This is a genomic window from Nocardia sp. NRRL WC-3656 (assembly GCF_000720265.1).
Lineage (GTDB): Bacteria > Actinomycetota > Actinomycetes > Mycobacteriales > Mycobacteriaceae > Nocardia > Nocardia nova.
Window position 1 is genome coordinate 385,397 of the sequence record NZ_JOJF01000003.1, and the last position, 25,465, is coordinate 410,861.

Here is a 25,465-nt window from a genome sequence, read left to right on the forward strand (position 1 = left end):
CGGTCACAACGAGGTTGTGCTGCTTCGCTTTTCGCGCTCCTCGGCGATGCGGCGCTGCGCCTCGGACCATTCGATCGGCAGGTCGGCGGCCGGGGCGGACCAGAAGACGAACGTCGATTCGCGCATCACCGTGCGGGCGCGCACGATGGCCGAGGCGTGCGGATCGGTCCGGGCGTAGGCGCTGATCGCCGCCTGGTCCGTCCAGGCCGACAGAGTCCAGAACGTGCGGCGGGTGAGATCGGCCTTCAGGGCGATGCCGAGTGCGCCGGGGGAGCGGCGGGCCTGGCGCCGCAGCACGATCGAGGTCGCGAGGAATCCGGGGACGTGCCGCAGTGACCGGACTTCGAGCCGTGAGGCCATGATCTGGACGGTATCGGTGGTGGGCCGCTCGACGGTGACCCAGGGCAGTGTGGGCATGGCGGTGAACTTTCGACGAGTCGGAGTGTGGTGCTGTCGCCTGCCCAACATCGCACGCCCCCGCAATCTTGTCAATGACAAGATTGCGGGGTGAGCCGGCTCAAGCCCGCACACTGCGCTCCGCACGCACATGCCAGCGGCCGTCCTCGGTGCGGGTCAGCCGGATGGGATGGTCGAAACAGGTGCTGATATTGCTGCTGGTCAGCACCTCGTCCACCGGTCCGCTCGCGACGCAGCGTCCCGCGCGCAGCAACAGCACGTGGGTGGTGGCCGGGGGTAACTCCTCGAGGTGATGGGTGACCAGAACCGACGCCAGTTCGGGATGGGTGGCCTGCAGTAGATCGATGCGGTCGATGAGCTGTTCCCGGCCGCCGACGTCCAGTCCGGTGGCCGGTTCGTCGAGCAGGAGCAGCCGCGGTTCGGCGATCAGCGCCCGGGCGATGAGCGCGCGGCCCCGCTCGCCTTGGGACAGCGTGGGCCAGCGAGCGTCGCGGCGATGGGTCAGCCCCATCAGTTCGATGAGCCGATCCGCCTCGGCGTCCTGTTCCGGCGTCGGTGACCAACGCTGCTTGATGTCGGCGGTATTGGTCAGGCCGGTCACGACCACCTCGTGCGCGGTGAGCGGGTAGGGCGGATTGTGCCGGGGGTCGACATGGCCGATGGCGGTACGCAATTCGCGCATATCCACCCGCCCCAGCCGATGGCCGAGAACGTGCACACTGCCGTGGGTGGGGTGTTCGAATGCGCCCAGCATCTTCAGCAGCGTGGTCTTGCCGGCGCCGTTGGGGCCCAGTAGTGCCCAATGCTCGCCGGCGCGCACGGTGAGCGAGACCGCGGACAGGATCGGATTGCGGTTGCGCACGAAATCTACGGCGTCCACCTGCAGGATGGGGGAGTCGACCATGTGCTCCACGGTAGCAAACTCCTCAGACAAGCTGATAGGTCGTGGAGCGCGCCGGCGGCGCCGCGAATATCGGGCAACCGTCGACCGGTCGGTTTCTGCCCACAATCGGGTCGGTCGGTTCGATCGAGTTGCCGGAAAAGTGATGTGGATCACGATTGACCGCTACCCTTTTCCCACCCGGTGCTCGTGCGGAATCACAAGAGATCATCCCGCGACGAGATGCCGTGGCCAGAAAGGCATCTCGACCATGAGCTCGACCTCGACAGCAGCCGCTCCCACCCTGCTCACCGGATTGTGGCGGCGAAAACTACCGCACTATCCCGACACCCCCGCCCGCTCCTGGTACCTGACGCTCGTGGTGATCACCTCGATCGTGCTGTACTACCAGCTCTTCGTCGCGGGCGCGGTCGGCAATCAGCTGATCGCCTACTTCCACCTCTCGTTCGCCTATTTCGTGTGGATCTTCATCATCGGCGCGGCCTTCGGCGCCGCGGCCTCGGTGGCGGCGGGCCTGCTCGACCGCTGGGGACGAGCCAATATCGTGGCCTACGGGGTGGTGATCTGTTCGCTGCTCACCCTGTTCGCGCTTCCGGCGACGACCACGAAGATGGCCTATCTCGTCGTCTACTGCGTGGTGAGCGTGGTCGAAGGCGCGGTGCTGGTGGCCACTCCCGCGTTGATCCGGGACTTCTCACCGCAGCTGGGCCGTGCCTCGGCGATGGGATTCTGGACCCTGGGGCCGGTGATCGGCGCACTCGTCACCAGCGAGATCACCGCCCGCACCCTCGACAGTCATCCGGACTGGCAGTTCCACTACCGCCTGTGCGGTGTGATCAGCTGTGCGGTCGCCGTGGTCGCGGTGATCGGATTGCGCGAACTGAGTCCGCGCCTGCGTGATCAGGTGATGGTGAGCCTGCGGGATCGGGCACTGGTCGAGGCGCGGGCCAAGGGCCTGGACGTCGAGGCGCTCGAACGCGGGCAGTGGCGGCAGATGATGCGGGTCGACGTGGTCGGCTCCGCGCTGGCCATCAGCATCTTCCTGGCATTCTTCTACACCATCGTGTCGTTCCTGCCGGTGTATCTGGCGACCAACTTCGGTTTCACACCGGCCCAGGCCAACGCGCTGGGTAACTGGTACTGGATCGCGAACGCGGTGGCGCTGGTGGTGACCGGCATCGTGTCGGACATCCTCAAGGTGCGCAAACCGTTCATGATCCTCGGCGCCTTGATCAGCATCGCCGGGCTGTACGTCTTCCTCGGCTACACCGATCATCCCGATACCGGGTACTACTCGTTCGCGGTGGTGATGACGGTCATCGCGGTCGGCGGCGGCATCGCCTACGCCACCTGGATGGCGAGCTTCACCGAAACCGTGGAGCGCCGCAATCCGGCCGCGACCGCGGTCGGGCTGGCCGTGTGGGGCGGTGTGCTGCGCACGGTGGTGACCTTCACGCTGTTCGGTCTGCTGATGGTGGTCGACGCGGCCGGACCGCTGGTCAACAACGGTCCGCGATTGCAGGAGATCCAGGCGCAGCACGGAGCGCAGCTGGCGACCATCCAGACCGTCGGCGCCGAGACCATGACGCAACTCGGTCGCAATCCCGCCGATCCCGCCGCTCAGATGGCCGCGCTGACCAAGCTGACCGGCGCGTCACCCGCCGACATCCAGGCCACCATCGCGTTGAACGCGCGCTATCCGCAGGAGCTGGCGACACTGCAGGCCGTGGATCCGGCCACGCTCGGTGCTCTGGCGGTGAATCCGAACGACGCGCGGGCCGCGGGCGCCGCGGTCGGTCAGGTGGCGGCGAAATTCGGCATCAGCCCCGCCGAAGCGGTGGGGCGGCTGACCGCGACTCAGCAGATTCCGCGCGATCAGCTCGCGGTCGCCAGTACGGTCGGCCCGAAACTCGTGACCGCGCAAGCGCAGTTGCAGGCGGTGGCCACCGTGCCGGCCGATGATCTTGCCTATGTGGCCGAGCACGGCGCCGAGGTGAAGCAGGCGGCCGCCGACTCGCCGGTGCAGTGGCGGCAGTGGTGGTGGATCTGCCTGATCGCGCAGGTGCTGTTCCTGCCGTTCGTCTTCCTGATGGCCGGGCGCTGGAGTCCGAAGCGGGCCGCCGCCGATGCCGCCGAACACGACCTGCGTGTGCGACAGGAACTGGTGGCGTTGGCGGAAACCGAGGCCGGGAAGGAGACCTCGGCAGCGGAATCGGCAGAGCCGGCGACCGTCGCCGAAAGCACTTCCGGCGCAGGGGAATCGGCGGCTGGGGAAGCGGCGCCGCCTGCCGAGCCGGCGCCTGCGGGGTAGTTCCGCGACGTGAATCGAGGTCCGGAACGCGGCTGCCGCCCGTTCCGGACCTCGAGTGCGCCCATCGGCACAGACGGATGGCTTCGATCGCCGCGGTTCAGCATCCCAGCTGGTCGGCCAGGTCCTCGAAATCGGTTGCGTTGATATCGAATTCGTCGCTGAACGCGGTGTCGGCCAGGGCCGGATCGCCGAATTCGAGCGGCCGTGCGACGAAGGCGGTGCGGAAGCCCAGGGCGGCCGCGGCCCGGATGTCGTACTTGTGGCTCGCGACCATCATGATCTCGCCCGGCTGGGCGCCGAGATAGTGCGCGGCCATGCGGTAGGTGCGGGGATCGGGTTTGTGCGCACCTGCCATCTCGGCCGTGAACACGGCGTGCCACGGGAAATCGCAGTGCCGGGTGATGCCGACGACCGCGTCGACGTCGGCATTCGACAACGTCGCGAGGGTGTAGCGGCGTCGCAGCCGGGTCAGCCCGGGCACCGCGTCCGGCCATGGGTCCAGGCGCTTCCAGGCGGAATTCAGTTCGGCGCGGGCATCCGACGGCGCATCCATACCGCGCTCGGTGAGGAGTGCGTCGAGTGCCGCACGATAGATCGAATCGACACTCACCCAGTGGTCACCGACCGCGGCCGTGCCGCGGAAATACGCTGCGCGCCAATCGTTCACGAACGCCGACCAGTCCCGGCCGGGATAGCGCTGCCCGAGCGTCGCCGCAGCCGCCGCGACGACGGTGGAGTGAAAATCGGTGGCGGTGCCCTGCACGTCGAACAGCAGCGCCTTCGGCCGGTCGTTCATGATCGCGATGGTAGCGGCGGTCGTCCGGCGAGCCGCGCGGCCGGGCGGCGCTATCGACCTCGCCATGTGATCTGGATAACATTTGTTCCGGGGTCGACGTCGGAGACGCGGGTCCGCGCCGCCGAGAGTGGTGCCGTCGGTGCGCGAGCCTCGGATGGGAGCGAGATCATGCAGACCCGTACCGATGAGATAGCCGATCGGATCTACCGGATATCCACCTTCGTGCCCGAGGTCGGGCCGACCGGGTTCAGCTTCAACCAATTCCTTGTCGCCGACGAGGAGCCGCTGCTGTTCCATTGCGGCATGCGCGCGCTGTTCCCGCTGGTGAGCGAGCAGATCTCTGCGATCGTGCCGGTGGAACGGCTGCGCTGGATCACCTTCGGCCACGTCGAGGCCGACGAATGCGGGGCGATGAATCTGTTCCTGGCCGCCGCGCCGCACGCCCAGGTGGCGCACGGAATTCTCGGTTGTCAGGTGTCGATCGACGATCTCGCCGACCGGCCGCCGCGCCCGCTGGCCGACGGGGAGGTCATCGAACTGGGTGAGCGGCGCATCCGCCACATCGACACTCCGCACGCACCGCACAACTGGGAGTCGCGGGTGCTCTACGAGGAGACCACGGGCGTGCTGTTCTGCGGGGATCTGATGACCCAGGTGGGCGACGGGCCCGCACTCACCGAATCCGACGTGGTCGGTCCGGCCGTACTCGCCGAGGACGTCTTCCGGGCGACGTCACTGGGCCCCGCGGTACCGGCTGCCCTGTACCGACTGGCGGAGTTGAATCCGGCGACGCTGGCGGTGATGCACGGCTCCAGCTTCGCCGGCGACGGCGCCGCCGCACTGCGGGCGCTGGCCGCGGATTACGAGAGACGCTTGCTTCCAGCCTGATCGGTTCCGCGCCGGATCGGAACGACTGAAGGCCGCGGACGGGTGTACGCGACCGCGACACCGGGTATGCCGAAGGCGCGCCGAGCGGCGGGTGTGGCCCTAGACTCGGCACACACATTCGACGGAGGTGATCGGCGGTGCATCCCCAGGATCCGCGTGAGCAGCACACCACGCGGTACGAAAGCGGTTATCAGCCGGGCGGCTATCAGGACCCCGCCTACCGGCAGGATCCCGCTTACTACCAGCAGGATCCCGCTTATCAGCCTTACCGGGCGCCCGGCGGACAGCAGCCCGCGCCGCGGCGGCCGGAGGTCAACGTGGGCATGTTCGCGGGCGGGGTACTCGCCACCGCGATCGTGACCGCGCTGGCGGCCTGGCTGTGCGCGTGGATCATCGACATCATCGCCACCCGCGCCACCGAGAGCGGCAAGTTCGGGGTCTGGAACCCGATGGCCGAGCAGGGGTACTGGTTCGCGGTGGTGGCCTTCTTCTGCGCCCTGCTCGCCGGCGTGCTCTGGTATCTGCTGCATCTGGGCACGCCGTCGCCGGATATGTTCTTCGCCTGGATCGTCGGGATTCTCATCGCCGCGGCGGTGGTCATCCCGCTGACGCTGTCCAGCGACATCTGGGTGGGAGTGACCACCGCCATCGAACACCTGGTGATCGGCCTGCCGATCTTCAGCCTGACCCGCACCGTCGGGGCAAAGAGCCTGGAACGGCCCTAACGCGGCAGCCGGGCCGTCGCGAGCCCGGCCGCGCGGCCGGAGAAGATGCACCCGCCGAGGAAGGTGCCTTCCAGGGCGTTGTAGCCGTGGACGCCGCCGCCGCCGAAGCCGGCGACCTCACCCGCGGCATACAGGCCGGGGAAGGGCGAGCCGTCGGAGCGGATCACCTGCGAGTCCAGATTGGTCTGCAATCCGCCCAGCGTCTTGCGGGTCAGCACGTTGAGCCGTACCGCGATCAGCGGACCGTGTGCGGGATCGAGAATCCGATGCGGCGCCGCGACCCGGCCCAGTTTGTCGCCGAGTGAGCGACGCGCGTTGGCGATCGCCATCAGCTGCGCGTCCTTGCTGTATTTGTTGTCCAGTTCGCGGTCGCGGGCGACGATCTGGTGTTCCAGCGCGGCGACGTCCAGTTGCGGGCCGCGCGCGATCTCGTTCATGCCGCGCACGAGTTCGGGCAGGGTGTCGGCGACGACGAAGTCCACGCCGTGCCGCTTGAACGCCTCGACCGGGCCGGGCGCGCCCTTGGCGGCGCGGCTCTTGAGCGTGAGTTTGAGGTCCTTACCGGTGATGTCGGGATTCTGCTCGGAACCGGAGAGTGCGAATTCCTTCTCGATGATCGACTGGGTGAGCACGAACCACGAGTAGTCGTAGCCGGTGTCCAGGATCGCCTTCATCGTGGCATTGGTGTCGAAACCGGGGAAACACGGTGCGGGCAAACGCTTTCCGTTCGCGTCGAACCACAGCGACGACGGGCCCGGAATGATGCGGATGGCGTGATCGGGCCAGATCGGATCCCAGTTGTGAATGCCCTCGGTGTAGTGCCACATCCGGTCGCGGTTCACGATTCGCCCGCCGGCCGATTCGGAGATCGCGAGCATGCGGCCGTCGACATGGGCGGGCACGCCGGAGATCATGGTCTGCGGGCAGGGGCCGAGCCGTTCGGTGGGCCAGTTCTTCCGGATCAATTCGTGGTTGTGGCCGATGCCGCCGGAGGACACAAGTACCGCCGGGGCGCGGAATTCGAACTCGCCCACCGTCGTTCGCGACGAGGCCACGCCACGGTCCAGTTCGCTCGGTTCCAGGACGCTACCTCGCACGCCCACCACCGCGTCGTCCTCCACGATCAGATCGTCGACCCGGTGCCGGAACGCGAATTCCACCAGCCCGCGCTGCTCGGCGGCCAGTACCGGTTCCAGGAAGACGCGCAGCACCTCCGGGCCGGTTCCCCAAGTGAGGTGGAAACGCGGCACCGAATTGCCGTGCCCGTCGGCGGTGGCGCCGCCGCGCTCGGCCCAGCCGACCAGGGGAGTGACCCGCAACCCCAGATCGTGCAGGTACCGACGCTTTTCTCCGGCGGCGAACTCGACGTAGGCGCGCGCCCACTGGCGCGCCCAGTGGTCTTCGTCGTCGCGATCGAATCCGGCCGAACCCAGCCAGTCCTGCCAGGCCAGCGCGAAGGAGTCCTTGATGCCGAGGCGTCGCTGCTCGGGACTGTCGACGAGGAACAGTCCCCCCAGCGACCAGAAGGCCTGCCCGCCGAGATTGTTGCGATTCTCCTGGTCGAGAACCAGTACCCGCCGTCCTGCCCGGGTCAGTTCATAGGTGGCCACCAGTCCGGCCAGCCCGGCTCCGACGACGATGACATCCGGCTGTTGTGACGGCGCCACGGGTACTCCTTCGCGTTCGGGCGATTTGGATACATTCGTGTATCGAACGTGTTCAAGGTAGCAGATTCGAGCCGTCGCGAGCCCGGCTCCGCCATATCTGTCGGTGGCCCATGGCAGATTCGGTGCGTGCGCACCATCACCTCCGCCGCGGCCCGCCGGGCCGCGCTCGCCGCCCAGGGATTCGCCACCACCGCCCGTGACCGGACGGACGGCGCGGGAGGTTCGTCGACGCGCCGCGCGGTGCTCGGAGTCGTCCGCAATACCAAACTGCTGCAATTGGATTCGGTCGCCGCGGTGGTCCGCGCGCATTACGCGCCGGTGTTCGCCCGGATCGGCGCCTACGATCGTTCGCTGCTCGACGAGGCGATATGGGATCACAGTGCGCGGCGGCCGCGGCGGCTCGTGGAGTACTGGGCACACGAGGCGGCGCTGATTCCGGTGGAGGATTGGCCGCTGCTGCGATGGCGGATGGCCGGGTACGCCCACGGCCGCTGGGGTGGGGCGCGCCGGGTGCTCGACGAGAATCCCGACCTGCCCGGGCGGGTGCTGAGCGTGATCGACCAGGTCGGCGCGTGCACCGCGGCGGAGGTGGAACGCCAGCTCGAGTTGAATCGGCCTCGGCGCAAGGACCATTGGGGCTGGAACCACAGCGACACCAAGGTGGTGTGCGAGATGTTGTTCGCCACCGGGGAGCTCTCGGTGGACAAGCGCGTGGGTTTTCAGCGGCATTACGACCTCACCGAACGGGTGCTGCCGCCCGAGGTCGTCGGCCGCCGCGTCGACGAACCGGATGCGGCGCGCGAACTGGTCCTCCGGGCCGCCGACGCCTTGGGTGTGGCCACCGAAACCGATCTGCGCGACTACTACCGGCTGCATCGGCGGCAATGTGAACCCGCGCTGGCCGAGCTGGTCGACGCGGGAGAGCTCGAGCCGGTGCGGGTGGACGGCTGGGACAAGCCGGCTTATCTGCGTACCGGGACACGGATCCCGCGGCGGGTCGAGGGCGCCGCACTGCTGTGCCCGTTCGACCCGCTGATCTTCTTCCGGCCGCGCACCGAGCGGCTGTTCGATTTCCACTACCGGATCGAGATCTACACCCCGGAACACAAACGGGTGCACGGCTATTACGTGTTCCCGTTCTTGCTCGACGGCGAGCTGGTGGCCCGGGTGGATCTGCGCGCGGACCGTGCGACCGGCCGGCTGCATGTGCTCGGCGCCTTCGCCGAACCCGGTCGGCCGCACGCGCGCATCGCCCACGAGCTGGCCCGGGAGCTGGCGGCGATGGCCGGGTGGCTCGAGATCGAGACCGTGGTGGTCGGCAAGCGCGGCGATCTGGCCGCGGCGCTGGCCGTCGAGGTGGCTGCCCGCGAACGGGTTTCGATGCCGGCCGGGGTCAGGTTCGCGGAGCCCGGGTGATCCCGGGGACCGCCGCATCGGGGGAGATGGTCGCGGTCCGAGCCGCCTCGGCCTCGTCCGCCGCGCGCCCCCACCGCCCGGCCAGCGCGGCGCAGGTGATCAGCTGAATCTGGTGGAAGATCATGAGCGGCAACACGATCAGGCCCACCGGATGTCCGGCGAACAGGACTGTCGCCATCGGCAGGCCGGTGGCCAGACTCTTCTTGGACCCGCAGAAGATCACCACGATGCGATCGGCCCGGTCGAATCCGAACAGCCGCGCCACTCCCGCCGTCACGCCCAGCACCACCGCCAGCAGGACGATCGCCACACCCACGACCGCCAGCAGACGACCCACGGCCAGCCCCTGCCAGACGTGTTCGACCATGCCCGCGCTGAAGGCCGCGTAGACCACCAGATACACCGAACCGCGGTCGACGATCTTGGTGAGGGTGGTGTGCGCCAGTACGCGATGCAGCTTCGGCCGGAGCAGCTGACCGGCGATGAACGGCAGCAGCAGCTGCACCACGATCTGCACGATCGACATCGGCGAGACGGTGGCGTCGCCGGTGGTCTGCATCAGCAGCATCACCAGCAGCGGTGTCAGGAACACGCCCAGCAGGTTCGACACCGACGCGCTGACCACCGCGGCCGCGACATTGCCGCGCGCGATGGCGGTGAACGCGATCGAGGACTGCACCGTCGAGGGCAGCAGGCACAGGTAGAGCATTCCCGTGTAGAGCTCGTCGCTGAGCACCGAGGGGACCAGCAGTCGCATCGCCAGGCCGAGCAGCGGGAACAGGATGTAGGTCGCGGCGAGCACCGTCGTGTGCAGCCGCCAGTGCCGCAGGCCCGCGAGCGCCTCACGCGGTTCGAGCCGGGTGCCGTACAGCAGGAACAACACCGCGATCGCTACCTTGGTGCCCCACTCCAGTACGTCGGCCGCGCCGCCGCGAGCGGGCAGGATCAGGCCGATCGCCATCGCCGCGAACAAGCCCAGCAGGAACCCGTCGATACGGAGTTTGGCCAGCAACGTCACCTCGCCACGGTACGACGTCCATTACTGATCGCCAAAGTCGATGGAATCGATATATATGAACGAGTAACGTGATGAATGTGTTCGATCCGGAATTACTGCGCACCTTCCTGGCGGTCGAACGCGCCGGCGGGTTCACCGCGGCCGGCCGCATCCTGGGCCTGCGCCAGTCCACGGTCAGCGGGCATATCGCCCGGCTCGAGCAGGCCGCCGGCCGCGAACTGATCCGCCGCGACACCCGCAATCTCGCGCTGACCGCCGACGGTGCCGCGATGGTCGGTTTCGCGCGCAACATCCTCGACGCACAGGCCGAGGCCGACCGCTACTTCTCCGATTCCCGGCTCACGGGATTGATCCGGCTGGGCGCCTCCGACGATTTGGTCGCGCGCGAACTGCCCGACGTCCTGCTGGAATTCCAGCGGACCCATCCGGGTGTGGATCTGGAACTGATCGTCGGGCTCAGCGAGAACCTCAAGACGAGGATGGCGGCGGGCGAACTGGATCTCATGGTGGCCAAGCGGCTGCCGGGCGAGCGGCACGGAGAACTGCTGTGGCGCGACCGGCTGGTGTGGGCCGGGCGTTCGGGCGTCGGCGACATCGTCGACCCGGTCCCCGTGGTGACCTATCCGCCGCCCAGCCTGACCCGCCACGTGGCACTGCGCGCACTCGAGCGGGAAGGACGGACCTGGCGGATCGCCTGCGTCAGCGACAGCCAGCTGGGCCTGCGGGCCGCGGTGCTGGCCGGACTGGGGGTCGTGGCGCACGCCGAAACCCTCCTTCCCCCAGGACTTTTCGCGATCGACGACGAGAAGCTGCCGGAACTGGGCGAGCTGGAGTTCGTGCTGCTGCGCCGGCACAGCCGGCTCTCCGAACCCGAACAGGCGCTCTGCGACGCGATCATCGCCGGCGCCCACCGGATGCACCGATGACCACCGCGCGGCCACTGCCACCGGCCGCACACCGTTCACGGTCACGGCGCGTATCCGCTGTCGGTGCCGGTCGTTAACCTGGTTCCGTGGCAGATCCCGCGACCTATCGGCCCGCACCGGGCACCATTCCCGTCGAACCCGGCGTCTACAAGTTCCGGGATTCCTACGGGCAGGTGATCTATGTCGGCAAGGCCAAGAGTCTGCGCAGCCGCCTGAATTCCTACTTCGCCGATGTGTCCTCGCTGCATCCGCGCACCCGGCAGATGGTGACCACCGCCGCGAGCGTCGAGTGGACGGTGGTCTCCACCGAGGTCGAGGCGTTGCAGCTGGAGTACAACTGGATCAAGGAATTCGATCCGCGCTTCAACGTGCGCTACCGCGACGACAAGACCTACCCCATGCTCGCGGTGAGCATGAACGAGGAATATCCGCGGGTGTTCGTCTATCGGGGCGCTCGCAAGAAGGGCGTGCGATATTTCGGGCCGTACGCCCACGCCTGGGCCATCCGCGAGACGGTGGATCTGCTGTTGCGGGTGTTCCCCGTGCGGACGTGTTCGGCCGGAGTGTTCAAGCGCCACAGGCAGATCGGGCGTCCGTGCCTGCTCGGCTACATCGACAAATGTTCGGCGCCCTGTATCGGCCGGGTCGACGCCGACGAGCACCGCCGCATCGCCGAGGACTTCTGCGACTTCCTGTCCGGCCGCACCGACCGCATGGTGCGGGAGCTGGAACGCCGAATGCAGTCCGCCGCAGCGGATCTGGACTTCGAGACCGCCGCACGCCTGCGCGACGACGTGGCCGCGCTCAAACGCGCACTGGAGAAGCAGGCGGTCGTGCTGGGCACCGGCACCGACGCGGACGTGATCGCCTTCGCCTCCGACGAACTCGAGGTCGCGGTGCAGATCTTCCACGTGCGCGACGGGCGGGTGCGCGGCCAGCGCGGCTGGGTGGTCGACAAATCCGGCGACGCCGTCGACCTGAACTGGGCCGGTACCGAAGACGCCGTGGGCGCCGCGCCGATCGACCAGGGTGCCCGGGGGCCGAGTGAGCTGGCCGCGCTGGTGGAACAGTTCGTCACCCAGTTCTACGGCGAACAGGCCGCCTTCGCCGAGCACACCGATACCGAGACTCCCGCCACCGCGGTTCCGCGCGAGGTCCTGGTGCCGGAGCTGCCCGGCGATCCGGAGCAGGTGCAGGGCTGGCTGTCGGGGCTGCGCGGCTCGGCCGTGGCGCTGCGGGTGCCGCAGCGCGGCGACAAGAAGGCGCTGATGGAGACCGTGCAACGCAATGCGCAGGAGGCGCTGGCCCAGCACAAACTCAAGCGCGCCGGCGATCTGACCGCGAGATCGGCCGCGCTGCAAGGTATTCAGGACGCCCTCGACCTCGACAGCGCTCCGCTGCGCATCGAATGTGTCGACATCAGCCACGTGCAGGGCACCGATGTCGTGGCCTCGCTGGTGGTGTTCGAGGACGGGTTGCCGCGCAAATCGGAATATCGGCACTACACGATCAAGGAGGCCGCGGGCGAGGGCCGCTCCGACGACGTGGCCAGCATCGCCGAGGTCACGCGGCGCCGGTTCTATCGGCTGCGCAAGGAACTCGACGAAATCAGTGCGGCGGCGACGGCGGAGGCCGATGCGGCCGAGCACGCGGGCGGAACCGGTGCTCCACATCCGCAGGCCGGCGCCGCGGCGATCGCCACCGCCGAGGCCGAACCCGCGGATCTGCCGCCCGGCATCGATCCGGCCACCGGGCGGCCGCGCAAATTCTCCTATCCACCGAACCTGTACGTCGTCGACGGCGGCGCCCCGCAGGTGGCGGCCGCGGCGGAGGTGCTCGACGAACTCGGCATCACCGACGTCGCGGTGATCGGGCTGGCCAAACGCCTGGAGGAGGTGTGGGTGCCGGGCGAGTCCGACCCGGTGATCATGCCGCGCACCAGCGAATCGCTGTTCCTGCTGCAGCGCGTGCGTGACGAGGCGCACCGATTCGCCATCACCTTCCATCGCAGTAAACGTTCGCGCCGGATGACCGCCTCGGCCCTGGATTCGGTGCGGGGGCTGGGCGAGGCGCGCCGCACCGCACTGGTGACCCACTTCGGATCGGTAGCCAAACTCAAGCAGGCTACGGTGGAGGAAATCACGGAGGTGCCCGGTATCGGGGTGGCGACGGCCAAGGCCGTGCTCGCGGCCCTCAACTCCGAATGACGTCTCGGTCACGGCTCGGTTTCGCCGGCGGTGCGCGCTCCGCGGGGGCCGGTCGGGGCGGGCAGGATGATCGAATGGCAGCCACGGACGGAACCCGATAGGACATGACGAGCGTCGAATCGAACCCCAACGCGAGTACCGGCATCCGGCCGCGGCCCGATGCGCATCCGGTCGAGGTCGTCATCGTCACCGGCCTGTCCGGTGCCGGGCGCGGCACCGCCGCCCGAGTCCTCGAAGACCTCGGCTGGTACGTCGCGGACAATCTGCCGCCGGAACTGATCGGCCGGCTGATCGAACTCGGTGCCGCCGCCGATCCGCCGATCACCAAACTCGCGCTGGTCATGGACGTGCGCAGCCGCTTCTTCACCGGCGACCTGTCCGGGGTCACCGATCAGCTGCGGGCCAACGGGGTCGGCACCCGCCTGTTGTTCCTCGAGGCCTCCGACGATGTGCTGATCCGGCGCTTCGGCTTCGCCCGCCGCCGCCACCCGTTGCAGAGCGAGAGCGCCGACGGCACCCTCTCGGCCGGGATCGCCGCGGAGCGCCGGGCCCTGTCGAAGGTCAAGACCGCCGCCGACCTGGTGATCGACACGACCGCGCTGTCAGTGCATCAGTTGCACCGCAAGTTGGAGGAGGCCTACGGCGGCGGCGCACCCGCGGCCCTGCAGGTGACGATCCAATCGTTCGGATTCAAATACGGTGTTCCGCTGGACGCGGACATGGTTTTCGACGTCCGATTTCTGCCGAACCCGCATTGGATTCCGGAATTGCGGGAACATACCGGGCAGGACGCCGTGGTCAGCGAGTACGTATTGTCACGGCCCGGCGCCGACGACTATGTGAATACGTGCCGCCATCTGGTCGACCTGACCACCAGCGGCTACCGCCAGGAGGGTAAGCGATATATGACCGTGGCAGTGGGGTGTACCGGTGGTAAGCACCGCAGCGTGGCGATCGCCGAAGAGCTGGGTGAACTGCTGGGCCGGCCCGACAGTGCCTCGACCGATGTCGTCCGCGTGGTCCACCGGGATCTGGGGCGCGAATGAACGACGCGGACCACAGTGACGACACCTCCGCGTCGGGAAAATCCGGCGATTCGGAAGAGCCCACTCTGGTGGCCCTGGGCGGCGGCCACGGTCTCTACGCCACCCTGACCGCCGCCCGCCGGCTCACCGAGCGCATCACCGCGGTCGTGACCGTCGCCGACGACGGGGGATCGTCCGGGCGGCTGCGTGCCGAACTGGGCATGCTGCCGCCGGGTGATCTGCGGATGGCGCTGGCGGCCCTGGCCGAGGATCCCGACGGGGTCTGGGCGCGCACCGCGCAGCACCGCTTCGGCGGCACCGGAGCGCTGGCCGGGCATTCGGTCGGCAACCTCGTGCTGGCCGGGCTGGCCGAGGTGCTCGGCGATCCGGTCGCGGCGCTCGACGAGATGGCCGCGATCCTGCGCTGTGTCGGCCGGGTGCTGCCGATGTCGCCGACCGCGCTGACCATCGAGGCCGACGTCTCCGGCCTCGAGGCCGACCCGCGGGTCAGCCGGTGTATCCGAGGCCAGGTCGCGGTGGCCACCACGCCGGGCAAGGTGCGCCGGGTCCGGCTGATCCCGTCCGACCCGCCGGCCAGCCCCGAGGCCACCTCGGCGATCGAGCACGCCGACGTGGTGGTGCTGGGTCCCGGATCGTGGTTCACCAGCGTCATTCCGCACATGCTCGTGCCGGATCTGCGGGATGCGCTGATGCATACCCACGCGGTGAAAGTGCTGGTCCTGAACCTGGCGGCGGAGCCCGGAGAGACCACGGGATTCTCCGCCGAACGGCACCTGCATGTATTGTCCCAGCACGCACCGGATTTCGCTGTCGACCATGTGCTGGTGGACTCCGGCTCCGTACCCGAGGGTAGGGAGCGCGAACATGTGGCAAGAGCTGCCGAACAGCTGCGTGCACGAGTAACCTTCGCTGATGTCGCCGAGGCGGGGACGGACCGGCACCACCCTGGAAAGCTAGCCGCCGCACTGGATCAGGTGATCCGCCAACCTCGGCCGGAATTGGCAGGGCTTCGAGTCGAAGGACGGCATCCGGTCCAGCAGGTGCGGTCCGTGTTGGGTGGAAAGGAGCGGGTCTCGTGGCGATGACAGCCGAGGTGAAAGACGAGTTGAGCCGTCTGTCCGTCTCGCAGGTGAGTGCACGCAAGGCGGAACTGTCGGCCCTACTCCGGTTCGCCGGTGGCCTGCACATCGTCGGCGGTCGGGTGATCGTCGAGGCCGAGGTCGATATGGGCTCGATCGCGCGGCGACTACGGCGCGAGATCTTCGAGCTCTACGGCTACGGATCGGATGTGCACGTGCTGGGCGCGGGTGGTTTGCGCAAGACCTCCCGATATGTCGTGCGCGTGTCCAAGGAGGGCGAGGCGCTGGCCCGCCAGACCGGATTGCTCGATGTGCGCGGCCGCCCGGTGCGTGGACTGCCCGCGCAGGTCGTCGGCGGCAGCATCGGCGATTCGGAAGCGGCCTGGCGCGGGGCCTTCCTGGCCCACGGTTCGCTCACCGAACCCGGGCGTTCCTCGGCGCTCGAGGTGAGCTGCCCCGGCCCCGAGGCGGCACTGGCCCTGGTCGGCGCGGCCCGCCGGATGGGCATCTCGGCCAAGGCCCGCGAGGTGCGTGGCACCGATCGCGTCGTGGTCCGCGACGGAGAGGCCATCGGTGCCCTGCTGACCCGGATGGGCGCCCAGGACACGCGGCTGACCTGGGAGGAACGCCGGATGCGGCGGGAGGTCCGCGCGACCGCGAACCGTCTCGCCAACTTCGACGACGCCAATCTGCGCCGCTCGGCCCGGGCCGCCGTCGCCGCGGCGGCCCGCGTGGAGCGCGCCCTCGAGATCCTCGGCGAGGACGTGCCCGATCATCTGGCCGCCGCGGGACGGTTGCGCGTGCAGCACCGCCAGGCCTCGCTGGAAGAACTCGGGCAGCTGGCCGACCCGCCGATGACCAAGGACGCCGTCGCCGGGCGTATTCGCCGCCTGTTGTCCATGGCCGACCGCCGCGCCAAGGAATTGGGCATTCCCGATACCGAATCGGCCGTCACCGCCGAACTGCTCGAAGACGCGTGAGCGGGACCGGTCCCGGGTGGTCGGCATCGGCCCGGGACCGTCCTCGCGATGACGGTCCCTCGGTCGATTTCCCGGTCCGAGGGTGAATCGAGCGGTGCCGTGGTCGCGAATCCCCTTGTGCCGCACGAGCGATGGATTGTCCACAGGTTCGTGGTTGTCCACAAGCTGCGTTTGTGGTGCGTTCACGGGCGAGCGCGGTGCGATAGGCTCTTGCTACCGAACCCACCGGCACCGAAACAGCTGAGCCGGAACAGGTGAAAACCCTGGCAGATGGGTATCCCCGCCGCGAATGGGCAGGGCCTGCGGCCGCGGCCGCCACGGTTCGGTGCGAGAGGCGTGAACTCACGCTCACCGGCGCAGCGTCGGGCCGGTGAGGTCGCGGCAGGGGCGTGTCCGTGATGTTATGGCCGGGCATTAGGGTGGTCTGGCATCGGAATGAATCCGCTTGAAAGCTGAGGAGCGATAACGTGACTGTCCGGGTAGGCATCAACGGCTTCGGTCGTATCGGACGTAACTTCTTCCGGGCGGTGGAGGCGCAGAAAGCGCTCGGCACCACCGATATCGAGATCGTCGCGGTCAACGACCTCACCGACAACGCGACCCTGGCCACGCTGCTGAAGTACGACTCGATCCTCGGCCGGCTGCCGCAGGACGTCTCGCTCGACGGCGACGACACCATCGTGGTCGGCGACCAGCGGATCAAGGCACTGGCCATCAAGGAGGGCCCGTCCGCGCTGCCGTGGGGTGATCTGGGTGTCGACGTGGTCGTCGAGTCGACCGGCATCTTCACCGACGCCACCAAGGCCAAGGGACACCTGGCCGCCGGCGCCAAGAAGGTCATCATCTCCGCGCCCGCCAAGGGCGAGGATCTGACCGTGGTCATGGGTGTCAACGACAGCCAGTACGACGGCAGCCAGAACATCATCTCCAACGCGTCGTGCACCACCAACTGCCTCGGCCCGCTGGCCAAGGTCCTCAACGACGAATTCGGCATCGAGCGTGGTCTGATGACCACGATCCACGCCTACACGCAGGACCAGAACCTGCAGGACGGCCCGCACAGCGACCTGCGTCGCGCCCGCGCCGCCGCCCTGAACATCGTGCCCACCGGCACCGGCGCCGCGAAGGCCATCGGCCTGGTGCTTCCGGAGCTGCAGGGCAAGCTGGACGGCTACGCGCTGCGCGTGCCGGTGCCGACCGGTTCGGTCACCGACCTGACCGCGACGCTGCGCAAGTCGGCGAGCATCGACGAGATCAACGCCGCCTACAAGGCCGCCGCCGAGGGACCGCTGAAGGGCATCCTGAAGTACAACGTCGACCCGATCGTCTCCAGCGACATCGTGACCGACCCGCACTCCTCGATCTACGACGCGCCGCTGACCAAGGTCATCGACGACCAGGTCAAGGTCGTGTCGTGGTACGACAACGAGTGGGGTTACTCCAACCGTCTCGCCGACCTGATCGGCCTCGTCGGCAAGTCGCTGTAAACCCATGGCAGTCAAGACCCTTCAGGATCTCCTTGCCGAGGGCGTGGAGGGGCGGGGCGTACTCGTGCGCTCCGACCTGAACGTTCCCCTCGACAACGGCGTGATCACCGATCCGGGCCGGATCATCGCCTCGGTGCCCACGATCAAGACGCTGGCCGAGGCCGGTGCCAAGGTCGTCGTCACCGCCCACCTGGGCCGCCCCAAGGGCGAACCCGATCCGAAGCTGTCGCTGGCGCCCGTCGCCGCGAAGCTGAGCGAGGAGCTGGGCCGCAACGTACAGCTCGCCGGTGATGTGGTGGGCCAGGACGCGCTCGCGCGGTCCGAGGGCCTCACCGACGGTGATGTGCTGCTGCTCGAGAACATCCGCTTCGATCCGCGCGAAACCAGCAAGGACGACGCCCAGCGCCAGAAGCTGGCCCGGGCGCTGGTGGAGCTGGTCGGCGACGACGGCGCGTTCGTCTCCGACGGTTTCGGGGTGGTGCACCGCAAGCAGGCCTCGGTCTACGACGTGGCGCAACTGCTGCCGCACTACGCGGGCACGCTGGTGGCCGCGGAGGTCGACGTGCTGCGCAAGCTCACCACCGACACCGAGCGCCCGTACGCGGTCGTGCTCGGCGGTTCCAAGGTGTCGGACAAGCTCGCCGTGATCGAGGCGCTGGCCCCCAAGGTCGACACCCTCGTCATCGGTGGCGGTATGTGCTTCACCTTCCTTGCCGCCCAAGGTCTTTCGGTCGGCTCCTCGCTGCTTCAGGAGGAGATGATCGATACCTGCAAGGAGCTGCTGGAGCGTTTCGCCGACGTCATCCACCTGCCGGTGGACATCGTGGCCGCGGACAAGTTCGCCGCGGACGCGGAGTCGAAGACGGTGGCCGCCAACGAAATTCCCGAGGGCTGGATGGGGCTGGACATCGGTCCCGAGTCGGCCAAGCGCTTCGCCGCGCTGCTGACCGAGGCTCGGACGGTGTTCTGGAACGGGCCGATGGGTGTGTTCGAATTCGACGCCTTCGCCGCGGGGACGCGCGCGGTGGCCGAGGCGCTGGTGAGTGCGACCGGTAAGGGCGCGTTCACCGTGGTCGGCGGCGGCGATTCGGCCGCGGCCGTGCGCACGCTCGGCCTGCCGGAGGACGGGTTCTCCCACATCTCCACCGGCGGCGGCGCCTCGCTGGAATACCTGGAGGGCAAACAGCTTCCGGGTATCAGCGTGCTCGAGGACGGGGAGGGCTGATCATGGCACGCAAACCGTTGATCGCCGGCAACTGGAAGATGAACCTCAATCACCTCGAGGCCATCGCCCTGGTGCAGAAGATCGCGTTCGCCCTGCCGGACAAGTACTTCGACAAGGTCGATGTCACGGTCATCCCGCCGTTCACCGACATCCGCAGCATCCAGACCCTCATCGAGGGCGATCGGCTGCGGATCACCTTCGGTGCCCAGGATGTGTCGGTGCACGAATCCGGTGCCTACACCGGTGAGATCAGTGCCGCGATGCTGGCGAAGCTGTCGTGCAGCTACGTCGTGGTCGGCCACTCGGAGCGGCGGCAGTACCACAACGAGGACGACGCCACGGTGCTGGCGAAGGCCAAGAAGGTGCTGCAGTACGACATGACGCCGATCGTCTGCATCGGCGAAGGGCTGGGCGTGCGCGAGGCGCAGACCCATGTGCAGTACAACCTCGAGCAGTTGCGGGGTTCGCTCAAGGGGCTGACGCCGGAGCAGATCGCGAAGGTCGTCATCGCCTACGAGCCGGTCTGGGCGATCGGTACCGGTCGCGTCGCCACTCCGGCCGACGCGCAGGAGGTGTGCGGTGCGCTGCGTGCCGAACTGGCGGAGCTGGCCGGCCAGGAGGTCGCGGCGGGTGTGCGCATCCTCTACGGCGGGTCGGTGAACGCCAAGAACGTCGGCGAGCTCATCGCGGCCGCCGATATCGACGGCGCGCTCGTCGGTGGCGCCTCGCTCAAGGGCGACGAATTCGCGACCCTGTCGGCGATCGCCGCGGGCGGTCCGCTGCCCTGATCGCCACGGGCGGGTAATCGCCTGCAGCACAAAACGATTCGGCCCCGGTTTCCGTGTACTGCGGAACCGGGGCCGACGTCGTGGAGCAACCGGATCAGGGTTTGCGCGCCACCGCACCGAGCATCGACACCGCCTCCGGCCGGGGATGGGCACGCCTGGATTCGGTGGGCCAGTGGATGACCGATCCGATCCCGGGTTCGACGAGTTCGAGGCCGGTGAAGAATCGGCTGAACTCGGCTGTCGAGCGCAGCCGGAACGGGATACCGCTGCGCTTGTTGGCCTGTTCGCTGTCGGCGAGGTCTTCTTCGGAGAGGTGATCGCTGGTGGCATGCGACATGACCAGATAGCTGCCCGGCGCCAGCGCGTCGACCCACTGGCGCACCATGTCGTAGGGACGGTCCTCGTCGGTGAAGAAATGCACGACAGCGAGCATCATCAGAGCCACCGGTTGCGACAGATCCAAGGTGGCGAGCAGCTCCGGATGGGTGAGGATGCGCTCGCGGTCGCGCGCGTCGGCTTCCAGATAGGCGGTCGCCCCCTCGGGGGCGCTGTCGAGCAGGCTGCGGGCGTGCAGGGCGACGATCGGATCGTTGTCGACGTAGACGATGCGGGATTCGGGCGCGGCGGCCTGCGCGATCTCATGCACGTTTCCGGCAGTCGGCAGGCCGGCGCCGAGGTCCAGGAATTGCCGGATACCGACCTCCGCCGACAGATAACCGACCACTCGGTGCAGGAAGGCCCGATTCTCCAGCGCGGAGATCTGCACGCTGGGAAAAGCCTCGGCGACCGCTTCCGCGGAGGCGCGGTCGGCCTCGAAGTTGTCCTTACCGCCGAGCCAGTAGTCGTAACGCCGGGCCGGATGCGGGGTGGTGACATCGATACCGGGTGGCGCCACGGGATCCGTATGCGGGCCGTGTGATCCGGTCACTGGTTCCATGACACCTCTTCCTTCTGTCGGCGGCGACGAACCATTATCGACTACTGTCATCCTGTCAGCTCGGATGGCGAACCGGCGCGGCCCCCGCCGTGCGGTCGGGGAGGTCGAAGATGTCAGTGCAATTCAGTCCGTACGATTTCGGCATTCACGACGATCCGTATCCGGTCTACGCGCAGTTGCGCGAGCAGGCGCCGGTGTTCCGCAACTCCGACGACGACTTCTGGGCGCTGTCGCGCTACGCCGATGTGCTTGCCGCACTGCGTGATTCGGACCGCTTCTCGAGCGCCAACGGGCTGCGGATGGAACCGGCCTTCTGGGGCCCGCAGGCCGAGCAGTTCTTCTCCTTCGTGGCGATGGACCCGCCGAAACACACTCGCATGCGCGGCCTGGTCTCGCGCGCGTTCACCGCGCGCCGGGTGCAGGCGCTGGCGCCGCGGCTGCGCGAGATCGCCGCCGGCCTGCTGGAGCCGCTGCTCGAACGCGGCAGTTTCGACCTGATGACCGAGTTCGCGGGCCCGTATCCGACCGAGGTCATCTCCGAACTGGTCGGCGTGCCGAGCGCGGATCGCGATCTGGTGCGCAAACTCGGCATGGAGATCATGTACACCGAGGAGGAGTCGACCGATCTGCGGCCGGAGGCGATGCAGGCGATCGGCGCCCTGGTCGGCTACTACACCGAGCTGACCATCGAACGCAGTAAGCACCGCACCGACGATCTGCTGTCCGGTCTGCTCGACGCCGCCGACGGGGACGACCGGCTCACCCCGGAGGAAATCGTGGGCGTGCTGATCCTGCTGATCGGCGCGGGGATCGAGACGACCATGCTCACGCTGGGCAATATCTGGTACGCCGGGTGGGCGCATCCGGATCAGCGGGCCGCGGCGCTCGGGCGCGTCGACGACTGGATCGCCGAGGGCATGCGCTACGACCCGGCGACCCAGTCGCAGTTGCGCACCACCACCGAGGCCGTCGAACTGCACGGCGTCACGATTCCGGCGGGTGCGCGGATGCTGTTGCTGACCGGTTCGGCGAACCGCGATCCCGAGGTCTTCGACCGGCCCGATGTCTTCGATCTCGATCGCGACACCTCCGACGCGCTGGTCTTCGGCAGCGGCCGCCACCACTGCCTCGGCTCGAATCTGGGCCTGCTGGAGTTGCGGACCGCGCTCGGGGAGATCACCGCCCGCATCGCCGACTACGACATCGACCCGTCCGGGCTGCGCCGCATCCACTCCTCGAACAATCGCGGTTTCGCCGCGCTGCCGACAACGGTCACACTGCGCTGATCATCGGCGGCCGCTAATCCTCGTGGCGCGGGCCGGATTTCAGTAACCGATGCGCCGCGGCCTCGATCGCCGCTTCGCTCAACAGCACCAGTTCGGCGGCGGGTCCGAGTGGGACGAAACTGTCGGCGCTGGTGACGCGGGCGAGGCGGCCGTCGAAACCGCCGTCGAGCAGTGCGGTGCACACCGATTCCGAGACCCCGCCGCTGCGGCGGGTCTCGTCGGCGACGAGAACGGCGCCGGTAGCGCGGGCATGGTGCAGCAGATCGTCGACGGGAAGAGGTGTGAGCCAGCGCAGGTCGAGCACCCGCGCGCGAATGCCGTTGTCCGCCAAACGCTGTGCGACGCGCAGGCTCATCGGCACACCGTTGGCGAAGGTGACGATCGTGAGATCCGTACCGTCGCCGTGGATTCGGGCACGCCCGAGCGATACCGGATCGTCGTCGGGGGTGGCGAGCCAGCCCCCGTCACCGGGGCGGTGCAGGTCGCGGGTGTGGTACAGGGCGATCGGTTCGAGGTAGAGACACACCCGGCCCTCGCTGCGAGCGGCCTCGACGCACCGGCGCAACATCGCGGCGGCGTCGTCGGCCCGGGCCGGCGCCGCGACCACCACGCCGGGGATATCACGCAGCGCCGCAACGGAATTGTCGTTGTGGAAGTGCCCGCCGAAACCGCGCTGATAGGCGAACGAGGCGATCCGCACCACCATGGGGTTGTGGTACTGCCCCGCGGAGAAGTACGGCAGGGTCGCCGCCTCACCCCGGATCTGGTCCAGCGCATTGTGCACGTAGGCGAGATACTGGATCTCCGGAATCGGTACGAATCCGGCGAGTCCGGCGCCCAGCGCGGTGCCGAGCACGCTCTGCTCGTCCAGCAGGCTGTCGAACACTCGCCGCGCCCCGAACTGTCGCTGCAGCCCCTTGGACACGCCGTAGACGCCACCCTTGCGGCCGACGTCCTCGCCGAAAACCAGCACATCGGGGTCGTGGTCGAGCAACGACGCCAGCGTGTGGTTGATCGCCTGCGCCAGCGTCATCGGCCCGAAGCCGTCGGCGGTCTGCTCCGAGGCCCCGGCATGCGAGCGCGGCGCCGGACTCGTCTCACCGTCCGTCGAGGTGCCGGTGGAATCCGCGGGTACCACGGGGGAGCCACCGAAGTCGGTGCGGTGTGCCGGTTCGACGGCCGACGCGGATTCGGTCCGGGACGCCGGATGCTCGAAAGTATCTGTCCGCGTAGCGCTCTCGGGCTGCTGCGGCAAGGCCATGGTGGCAGCGGCCGGCATGCGGTCTCCGGCGCGGGGGCCCGGCTTCGGATTCGGCGAAGGCTGTCGGGCACGTCCGAATTCCAGGGGCGCCCGGATCGCCTCGGCCGAGTCCAGATGCGGTTCTTCGGCCACCTGTGCCGCCGTCGCCGCCACGCGGGCGCCGATCGCGTCGTAGTGAGCGAGAACTTCTTCGGCGGTGGCGGCACCGATCTCGACGAGCAACCGGGCCGTCGCGGCGACGGGATCGCGGCGGCGGTCGGCCTCGATGTCCTCGGGCCGGCGGTACGCCGACTCCACGTCGGATCCGGCGTGCCCGAGCAGCCGCACCGTGCGCAGCCGCAACAGTGCGGGACGCCGCCGGGCACGCACGGATTCCGCGGCCGCCGACGCCACCGACAGGGCCTGCCGGAGATCGGAGCCGTCGGCGTCGAAATACCGCAGCCCCGGTCGCGATCCGAAGGCCGCTTCGATCCAGTCCGGGGGAGTGGGCACGCTGATGCCGAGACCGTTGTCCTCGCAGACGAACAGCAGCGGCATCGGAATACCCTGGTGCGCGGTATGGATCGCGGCGTTGATCGCACCGGTCGCGGTGGAGTGATTGGCCGAGGCGTCGCCGAACGTGCACAGCACCACCGCATCTCGCGGCCACGGCGTGTCGCGGCCCAGCCGGCGGGCCCGATCGAGCGCGAAGGCCAGACCCATCGCCCGGGGGAGATGGGAGGCGATGGTCGAGGTCTGCGGTATCACCGACGCGGGCGCACTGCCGAACACCTTGTGCCGCCCGCCCGAGATCGGATCGGCGGCCGCCGCGACGACTCCCAGCAGCACGTCACGGATCGGGTCCAGTCCCGGGATCTGCCGGCAGCGGCGCACGAAGAACGCACCGGACCGGTAGTGCAGCAGCGCCGGATCGGTGCTGCGCAATGCCTGCGCCAGCACCACATTGCCCTCGTGCCCGCTGGACCCGATGCTGTAGTACCCGCGCTTGCTCGCGCCGAGCCGCCGTGCCGCGAAATCCAGATGCCGGCTCGTGGCCTGAGCGTCGAACAAGTCCAGACACGTCCCGACGGTGATCGGACTGCCGCTGCCGATCGGATCGGTGGCGGCGCGCCGCGGTCCCGGCCGCACCTCCGCCAGGGATACACGCAACCAGTCGTCGAGAAGCTCTTCCGGGCCCGCAGTCACCCCTCCATCATGTCGCGTGCGACCGCCCGCGCACCGGATTGGGTGCGCGGGCGGTCGAAGCGAACCCGCCGGCCTACCCGAGCGAGTCGATCAGAGCGTGGGCCGGGCCGGCAGGGGGGAGAAGCGCGGTGTCCTACCGCTGTTCGGCCGGCCGGTGGGGACGTTCGGTGTGTCCCGTGTGGCCCGCGAGCAGCTTGGCGAACGGCGTCACCTCGCCGACGTGGTTACCCGACTGCCGGGTCCGAGCCGGTTCGGGGAGGAACCCGTCCACGCCGGTCGGTACCGCGACCACCAGGGTGGCGAATTCGGCCGCGGCGCGGTGGATCCGCTCACCCAGTCCGGCCGAACCGAAATCCTCGGTCGCGGCGAACACGCCGGTCGGAACGACGACCGCGCGCAGGTAGGTGAACAACGGCCGCATCGCATGCTCGAGCACCAGCGCGTGCCGGGCGGTTCCCGCCGTGGCGGCGATGAGCACCGGCATGGCGTTGAGCGCCTCGGTGTCGAGCACGTCGACGAACATCTTGAACAACCCGGAGTAGCTCGCGGCGAACACCGGGGTGACGGCGATGAGGCCGTCGGCCGCGGACACCTTCTCCCGCGCCGCGGCCACCGCGGGCGTCGGCAGGCCGCCGGAGACCATCGTGGCGGCGAGATCGCTTGCCAGATCCCGTAATTCGATGACCTCGATGGTCACGGCCTCGCCGCGGGCGCCGACGGCCGAGGCCACCGCATCGGCGAGTTGATCGGCGAGCAGGCGGGTGCTCGACGGCTGCGACAACCCGGCGGTGAGTACGACAACGGTGTGCGACATGGGTTCGTCCCTAAGTTTGTAGGTGTCTGGGGTTGGTGCCCTGGATGCCCAGAGCGGTGGGGTGTAGCTGATGGGTTTTTGCCTTGTTCGAGGCTCCGAAGGACT

21 protein-coding genes are annotated in these 25,465 nt (G+C 68.5%); 13 read left to right on the forward strand and 8 right to left on the reverse strand.

Features of this window, described 5'->3' with window-relative positions:
• Window positions 1-3: 3 nt before the first annotated feature.
• Both IG65_RS0107040 and IG65_RS0107045 read right to left on the reverse strand, forming a co-directional pair.
• On the reverse strand, window positions 4-417 hold the full coding sequence (locus IG65_RS0107040; protein ID WP_030514018.1) for a DUF3291 domain-containing protein: 414 nt from the start codon (window positions 415-417) through the stop codon (window positions 4-6).
• Window positions 418-517: 100 nt separating this feature from the next.
• Window positions 518-1,321, reverse strand: coding sequence for an ABC transporter ATP-binding protein (locus IG65_RS0107045; protein WP_030514019.1), 804 nt, complete (start codon window positions 1,319-1,321; stop codon window positions 518-520).
• Between the two features lie 247 nt (window positions 1,322-1,568).
• Here IG65_RS0107045 and IG65_RS34450 point away from each other — a divergent pair, with 247 nt between their 5' ends.
• Complete coding sequence (locus IG65_RS34450; RefSeq protein ID WP_081879309.1) at window positions 1,569-3,629, forward strand: MFS transporter; 2,061 nt, start codon at window positions 1,569-1,571, stop codon at window positions 3,627-3,629.
• A 97-nt stretch (window positions 3,630-3,726) separates the two neighbouring features.
• Here the strand turns inward: IG65_RS34450 and IG65_RS0107060 are convergent, their stop codons facing one another.
• A complete protein-coding gene (locus tag IG65_RS0107060) occupies window positions 3,727-4,425 on the reverse strand; it encodes a haloacid dehalogenase type II (RefSeq protein WP_030514021.1) in 699 nt (232 codons plus the stop codon).
• A gap of 168 nt (window positions 4,426-4,593) precedes the next feature.
• Here IG65_RS0107060 and IG65_RS0107065 point away from each other — a divergent pair, with 168 nt between their 5' ends.
• Both IG65_RS0107065 and IG65_RS0107070 read left to right on the forward strand, forming a co-directional pair.
• Window positions 4,594-5,313 carry an MBL fold metallo-hydrolase gene (locus IG65_RS0107065; protein WP_030514022.1) on the forward strand — a complete coding sequence of 240 codons (720 nt, stop codon included), beginning with the start codon at window positions 4,594-4,596 and terminating at the stop codon, window positions 5,311-5,313.
• Between the two features lie 137 nt (window positions 5,314-5,450).
• A complete protein-coding gene (locus tag IG65_RS0107070; protein WP_030514023.1) occupies window positions 5,451-6,038 on the forward strand; it encodes a hypothetical protein in 588 nt (195 codons plus the stop codon).
• Here IG65_RS0107070 and IG65_RS0107075 read toward each other — a convergent pair.
• Entirely contained in the window at window positions 6,035-7,705 is a 1,671-nt protein-coding gene (locus IG65_RS0107075) for an FAD-binding dehydrogenase (protein ID WP_030514024.1), read from the reverse strand. The two genes, IG65_RS0107070 and IG65_RS0107075, sit on opposite strands and share 4 nt — an antisense overlap.
• Before the next feature lie 126 nt (window positions 7,706-7,831).
• Here IG65_RS0107075 and IG65_RS0107080 point away from each other — a divergent pair, with 126 nt between their 5' ends.
• Window positions 7,832-9,121 (forward strand): winged helix-turn-helix domain-containing protein, encoded by a 1,290-nt coding sequence (locus IG65_RS0107080; protein ID WP_030514025.1) that lies wholly within the window; start codon window positions 7,832-7,834, stop codon window positions 9,119-9,121.
• On the opposite strand, the gene IG65_RS0107085 is transcribed toward IG65_RS0107080, so the two are convergent.
• Window positions 9,099-10,139, reverse strand: coding sequence for a bile acid:sodium symporter family protein (locus tag IG65_RS0107085; protein ID WP_081879310.1), 1,041 nt, complete (start codon window positions 10,137-10,139; stop codon window positions 9,099-9,101). The genes IG65_RS0107080 and IG65_RS0107085 overlap by 23 nt on opposite strands.
• Window positions 10,140-10,210: 71 nt before the next feature.
• Here IG65_RS0107085 and IG65_RS0107090 point away from each other — a divergent pair, with 71 nt between their 5' ends.
• The 8 genes from IG65_RS0107090 (at window position 10,211) to tpiA (ending at window position 19,877) form a co-directional block, all read left to right on the forward strand.
• Window positions 10,211-11,065: a LysR family transcriptional regulator gene (locus IG65_RS0107090; protein WP_030514027.1), complete on the forward strand. Its 855-nt coding sequence runs from the start codon at window positions 10,211-10,213 to the stop codon at window positions 11,063-11,065.
• Window positions 11,066-11,151: 86 nt separating this feature from the next.
• Window positions 11,152-13,272, forward strand: a complete 2,121-nt coding sequence (gene uvrC, locus IG65_RS0107095; protein ID WP_030514028.1) for an excinuclease ABC subunit UvrC — start codon at window positions 11,152-11,154, stop codon at window positions 13,270-13,272.
• Between the two features lie 104 nt (window positions 13,273-13,376).
• The gene (gene rapZ, locus IG65_RS0107100) at window positions 13,377-14,318 is read left to right on the forward strand and encodes an RNase adapter RapZ (RefSeq protein WP_030514029.1); all 942 of its coding nucleotides are present in this window, start codon (window positions 13,377-13,379) and stop codon (window positions 14,316-14,318) included.
• The gene (gene yvcK, locus IG65_RS0107105; RefSeq protein ID WP_051755471.1) at window positions 14,315-15,403 is read left to right on the forward strand and encodes a uridine diphosphate-N-acetylglucosamine-binding protein YvcK; all 1,089 of its coding nucleotides are present in this window, start codon (window positions 14,315-14,317) and stop codon (window positions 15,401-15,403) included. Before rapZ ends, yvcK begins: the two co-directional genes overlap by 4 nt.
• Window positions 15,394-16,377 (forward strand): DNA-binding protein WhiA, encoded by a 984-nt coding sequence (gene whiA, locus IG65_RS0107110; protein ID WP_030514031.1) that lies wholly within the window; start codon window positions 15,394-15,396, stop codon window positions 16,375-16,377. Before yvcK ends, whiA begins: the two co-directional genes overlap by 10 nt.
• A 467-nt stretch (window positions 16,378-16,844) precedes the next feature.
• Window positions 16,845-17,864: a type I glyceraldehyde-3-phosphate dehydrogenase gene (gene gap, locus IG65_RS0107115; RefSeq protein WP_030514032.1), complete on the forward strand. Its 1,020-nt coding sequence runs from the start codon at window positions 16,845-16,847 to the stop codon at window positions 17,862-17,864.
• A 4-nt stretch (window positions 17,865-17,868) separates the two neighbouring features.
• On the forward strand, window positions 17,869-19,089 hold the full coding sequence (gene pgk, locus IG65_RS0107120; protein WP_030514033.1) for a phosphoglycerate kinase: 1,221 nt from the start codon (window positions 17,869-17,871) through the stop codon (window positions 19,087-19,089).
• A gap of 2 nt (window positions 19,090-19,091) precedes the next feature.
• A complete protein-coding gene (gene tpiA / locus IG65_RS0107125; protein ID WP_030514034.1) occupies window positions 19,092-19,877 on the forward strand; it encodes a triose-phosphate isomerase in 786 nt (261 codons plus the stop codon).
• A 94-nt stretch (window positions 19,878-19,971) separates the two neighbouring features.
• On the opposite strand, the gene IG65_RS0107130 is transcribed toward tpiA, so the two are convergent.
• The gene (locus IG65_RS0107130; RefSeq protein WP_036523471.1) at window positions 19,972-20,814 is read right to left on the reverse strand and encodes an SAM-dependent methyltransferase; all 843 of its coding nucleotides are present in this window, start codon (window positions 20,812-20,814) and stop codon (window positions 19,972-19,974) included.
• Between the two features lie 110 nt (window positions 20,815-20,924).
• Between IG65_RS0107130 and IG65_RS0107135 the strand changes: the two genes are divergently transcribed.
• A complete protein-coding gene (locus IG65_RS0107135; RefSeq protein ID WP_030514036.1) occupies window positions 20,925-22,100 on the forward strand; it encodes a cytochrome P450 in 1,176 nt (391 codons plus the stop codon).
• Window positions 22,101-22,113: 13 nt separating this feature from the next.
• Here the strand turns inward: IG65_RS0107135 and IG65_RS36705 are convergent, their stop codons facing one another.
• On the reverse strand, window positions 22,114-24,546 hold the full coding sequence (locus IG65_RS36705) for a thiamine pyrophosphate-dependent enzyme (RefSeq protein WP_369801478.1): 2,433 nt from the start codon (window positions 24,544-24,546) through the stop codon (window positions 22,114-22,116).
• Between the two features lie 133 nt (window positions 24,547-24,679).
• A complete protein-coding gene (locus IG65_RS0107145) occupies window positions 24,680-25,360 on the reverse strand; it encodes an FMN reductase (protein ID WP_030514038.1) in 681 nt (226 codons plus the stop codon).
• Between the last annotated feature and the right edge of the window lie 105 nt (window positions 25,361-25,465).

Bases quoted from the DNA above. Each gene is read 5' to 3' on its own strand.
- IG65_RS0107040 (WP_030514018.1), bottom strand. From the start codon at position 417: ATGCCCACACTGCCCTGGGTCACCGTCGAGCGGCCCACCACCGATACC.
- IG65_RS0107045 (WP_030514019.1), bottom strand. From the start codon at position 1,321: ATGGTCGACTCCCCCATCCTGCAGGTGGACGCCGTAGATTTCGTGCGC.
- IG65_RS34450 (WP_081879309.1), top strand. From the start codon at position 1,569: ATGAGCTCGACCTCGACAGCAGCCGCTCCCACCCTGCTCACCGGATTG.
- IG65_RS0107060 (WP_030514021.1), bottom strand. From the start codon at position 4,425: ATGAACGACCGGCCGAAGGCGCTGCTGTTCGACGTGCAGGGCACCGCC.
- IG65_RS0107065 (WP_030514022.1), top strand. From the start codon at position 4,594: ATGCAGACCCGTACCGATGAGATAGCCGATCGGATCTACCGGATATCC.
- IG65_RS0107090 (WP_030514027.1), top strand. From the start codon at position 10,211: ATGAATGTGTTCGATCCGGAATTACTGCGCACCTTCCTGGCGGTCGAA.
- rapZ (WP_030514029.1), top strand. From the start codon at position 13,377: ATGACGAGCGTCGAATCGAACCCCAACGCGAGTACCGGCATCCGGCCG.
- yvcK (WP_051755471.1), top strand. From the start codon at position 14,315: ATGAACGACGCGGACCACAGTGACGACACCTCCGCGTCGGGAAAATCC.
- pgk (WP_030514033.1), top strand. From the start codon at position 17,869: ATGGCAGTCAAGACCCTTCAGGATCTCCTTGCCGAGGGCGTGGAGGGG.
- tpiA (WP_030514034.1), top strand. From the start codon at position 19,092: ATGGCACGCAAACCGTTGATCGCCGGCAACTGGAAGATGAACCTCAAT.
- IG65_RS0107130 (WP_036523471.1), bottom strand. From the start codon at position 20,814: ATGGAACCAGTGACCGGATCACACGGCCCGCATACGGATCCCGTGGCG.
- IG65_RS0107135 (WP_030514036.1), top strand. From the start codon at position 20,925: ATGTCAGTGCAATTCAGTCCGTACGATTTCGGCATTCACGACGATCCG.
- IG65_RS0107145 (WP_030514038.1), bottom strand. From the start codon at position 25,360: ATGTCGCACACCGTTGTCGTACTCACCGCCGGGTTGTCGCAGCCGTCG.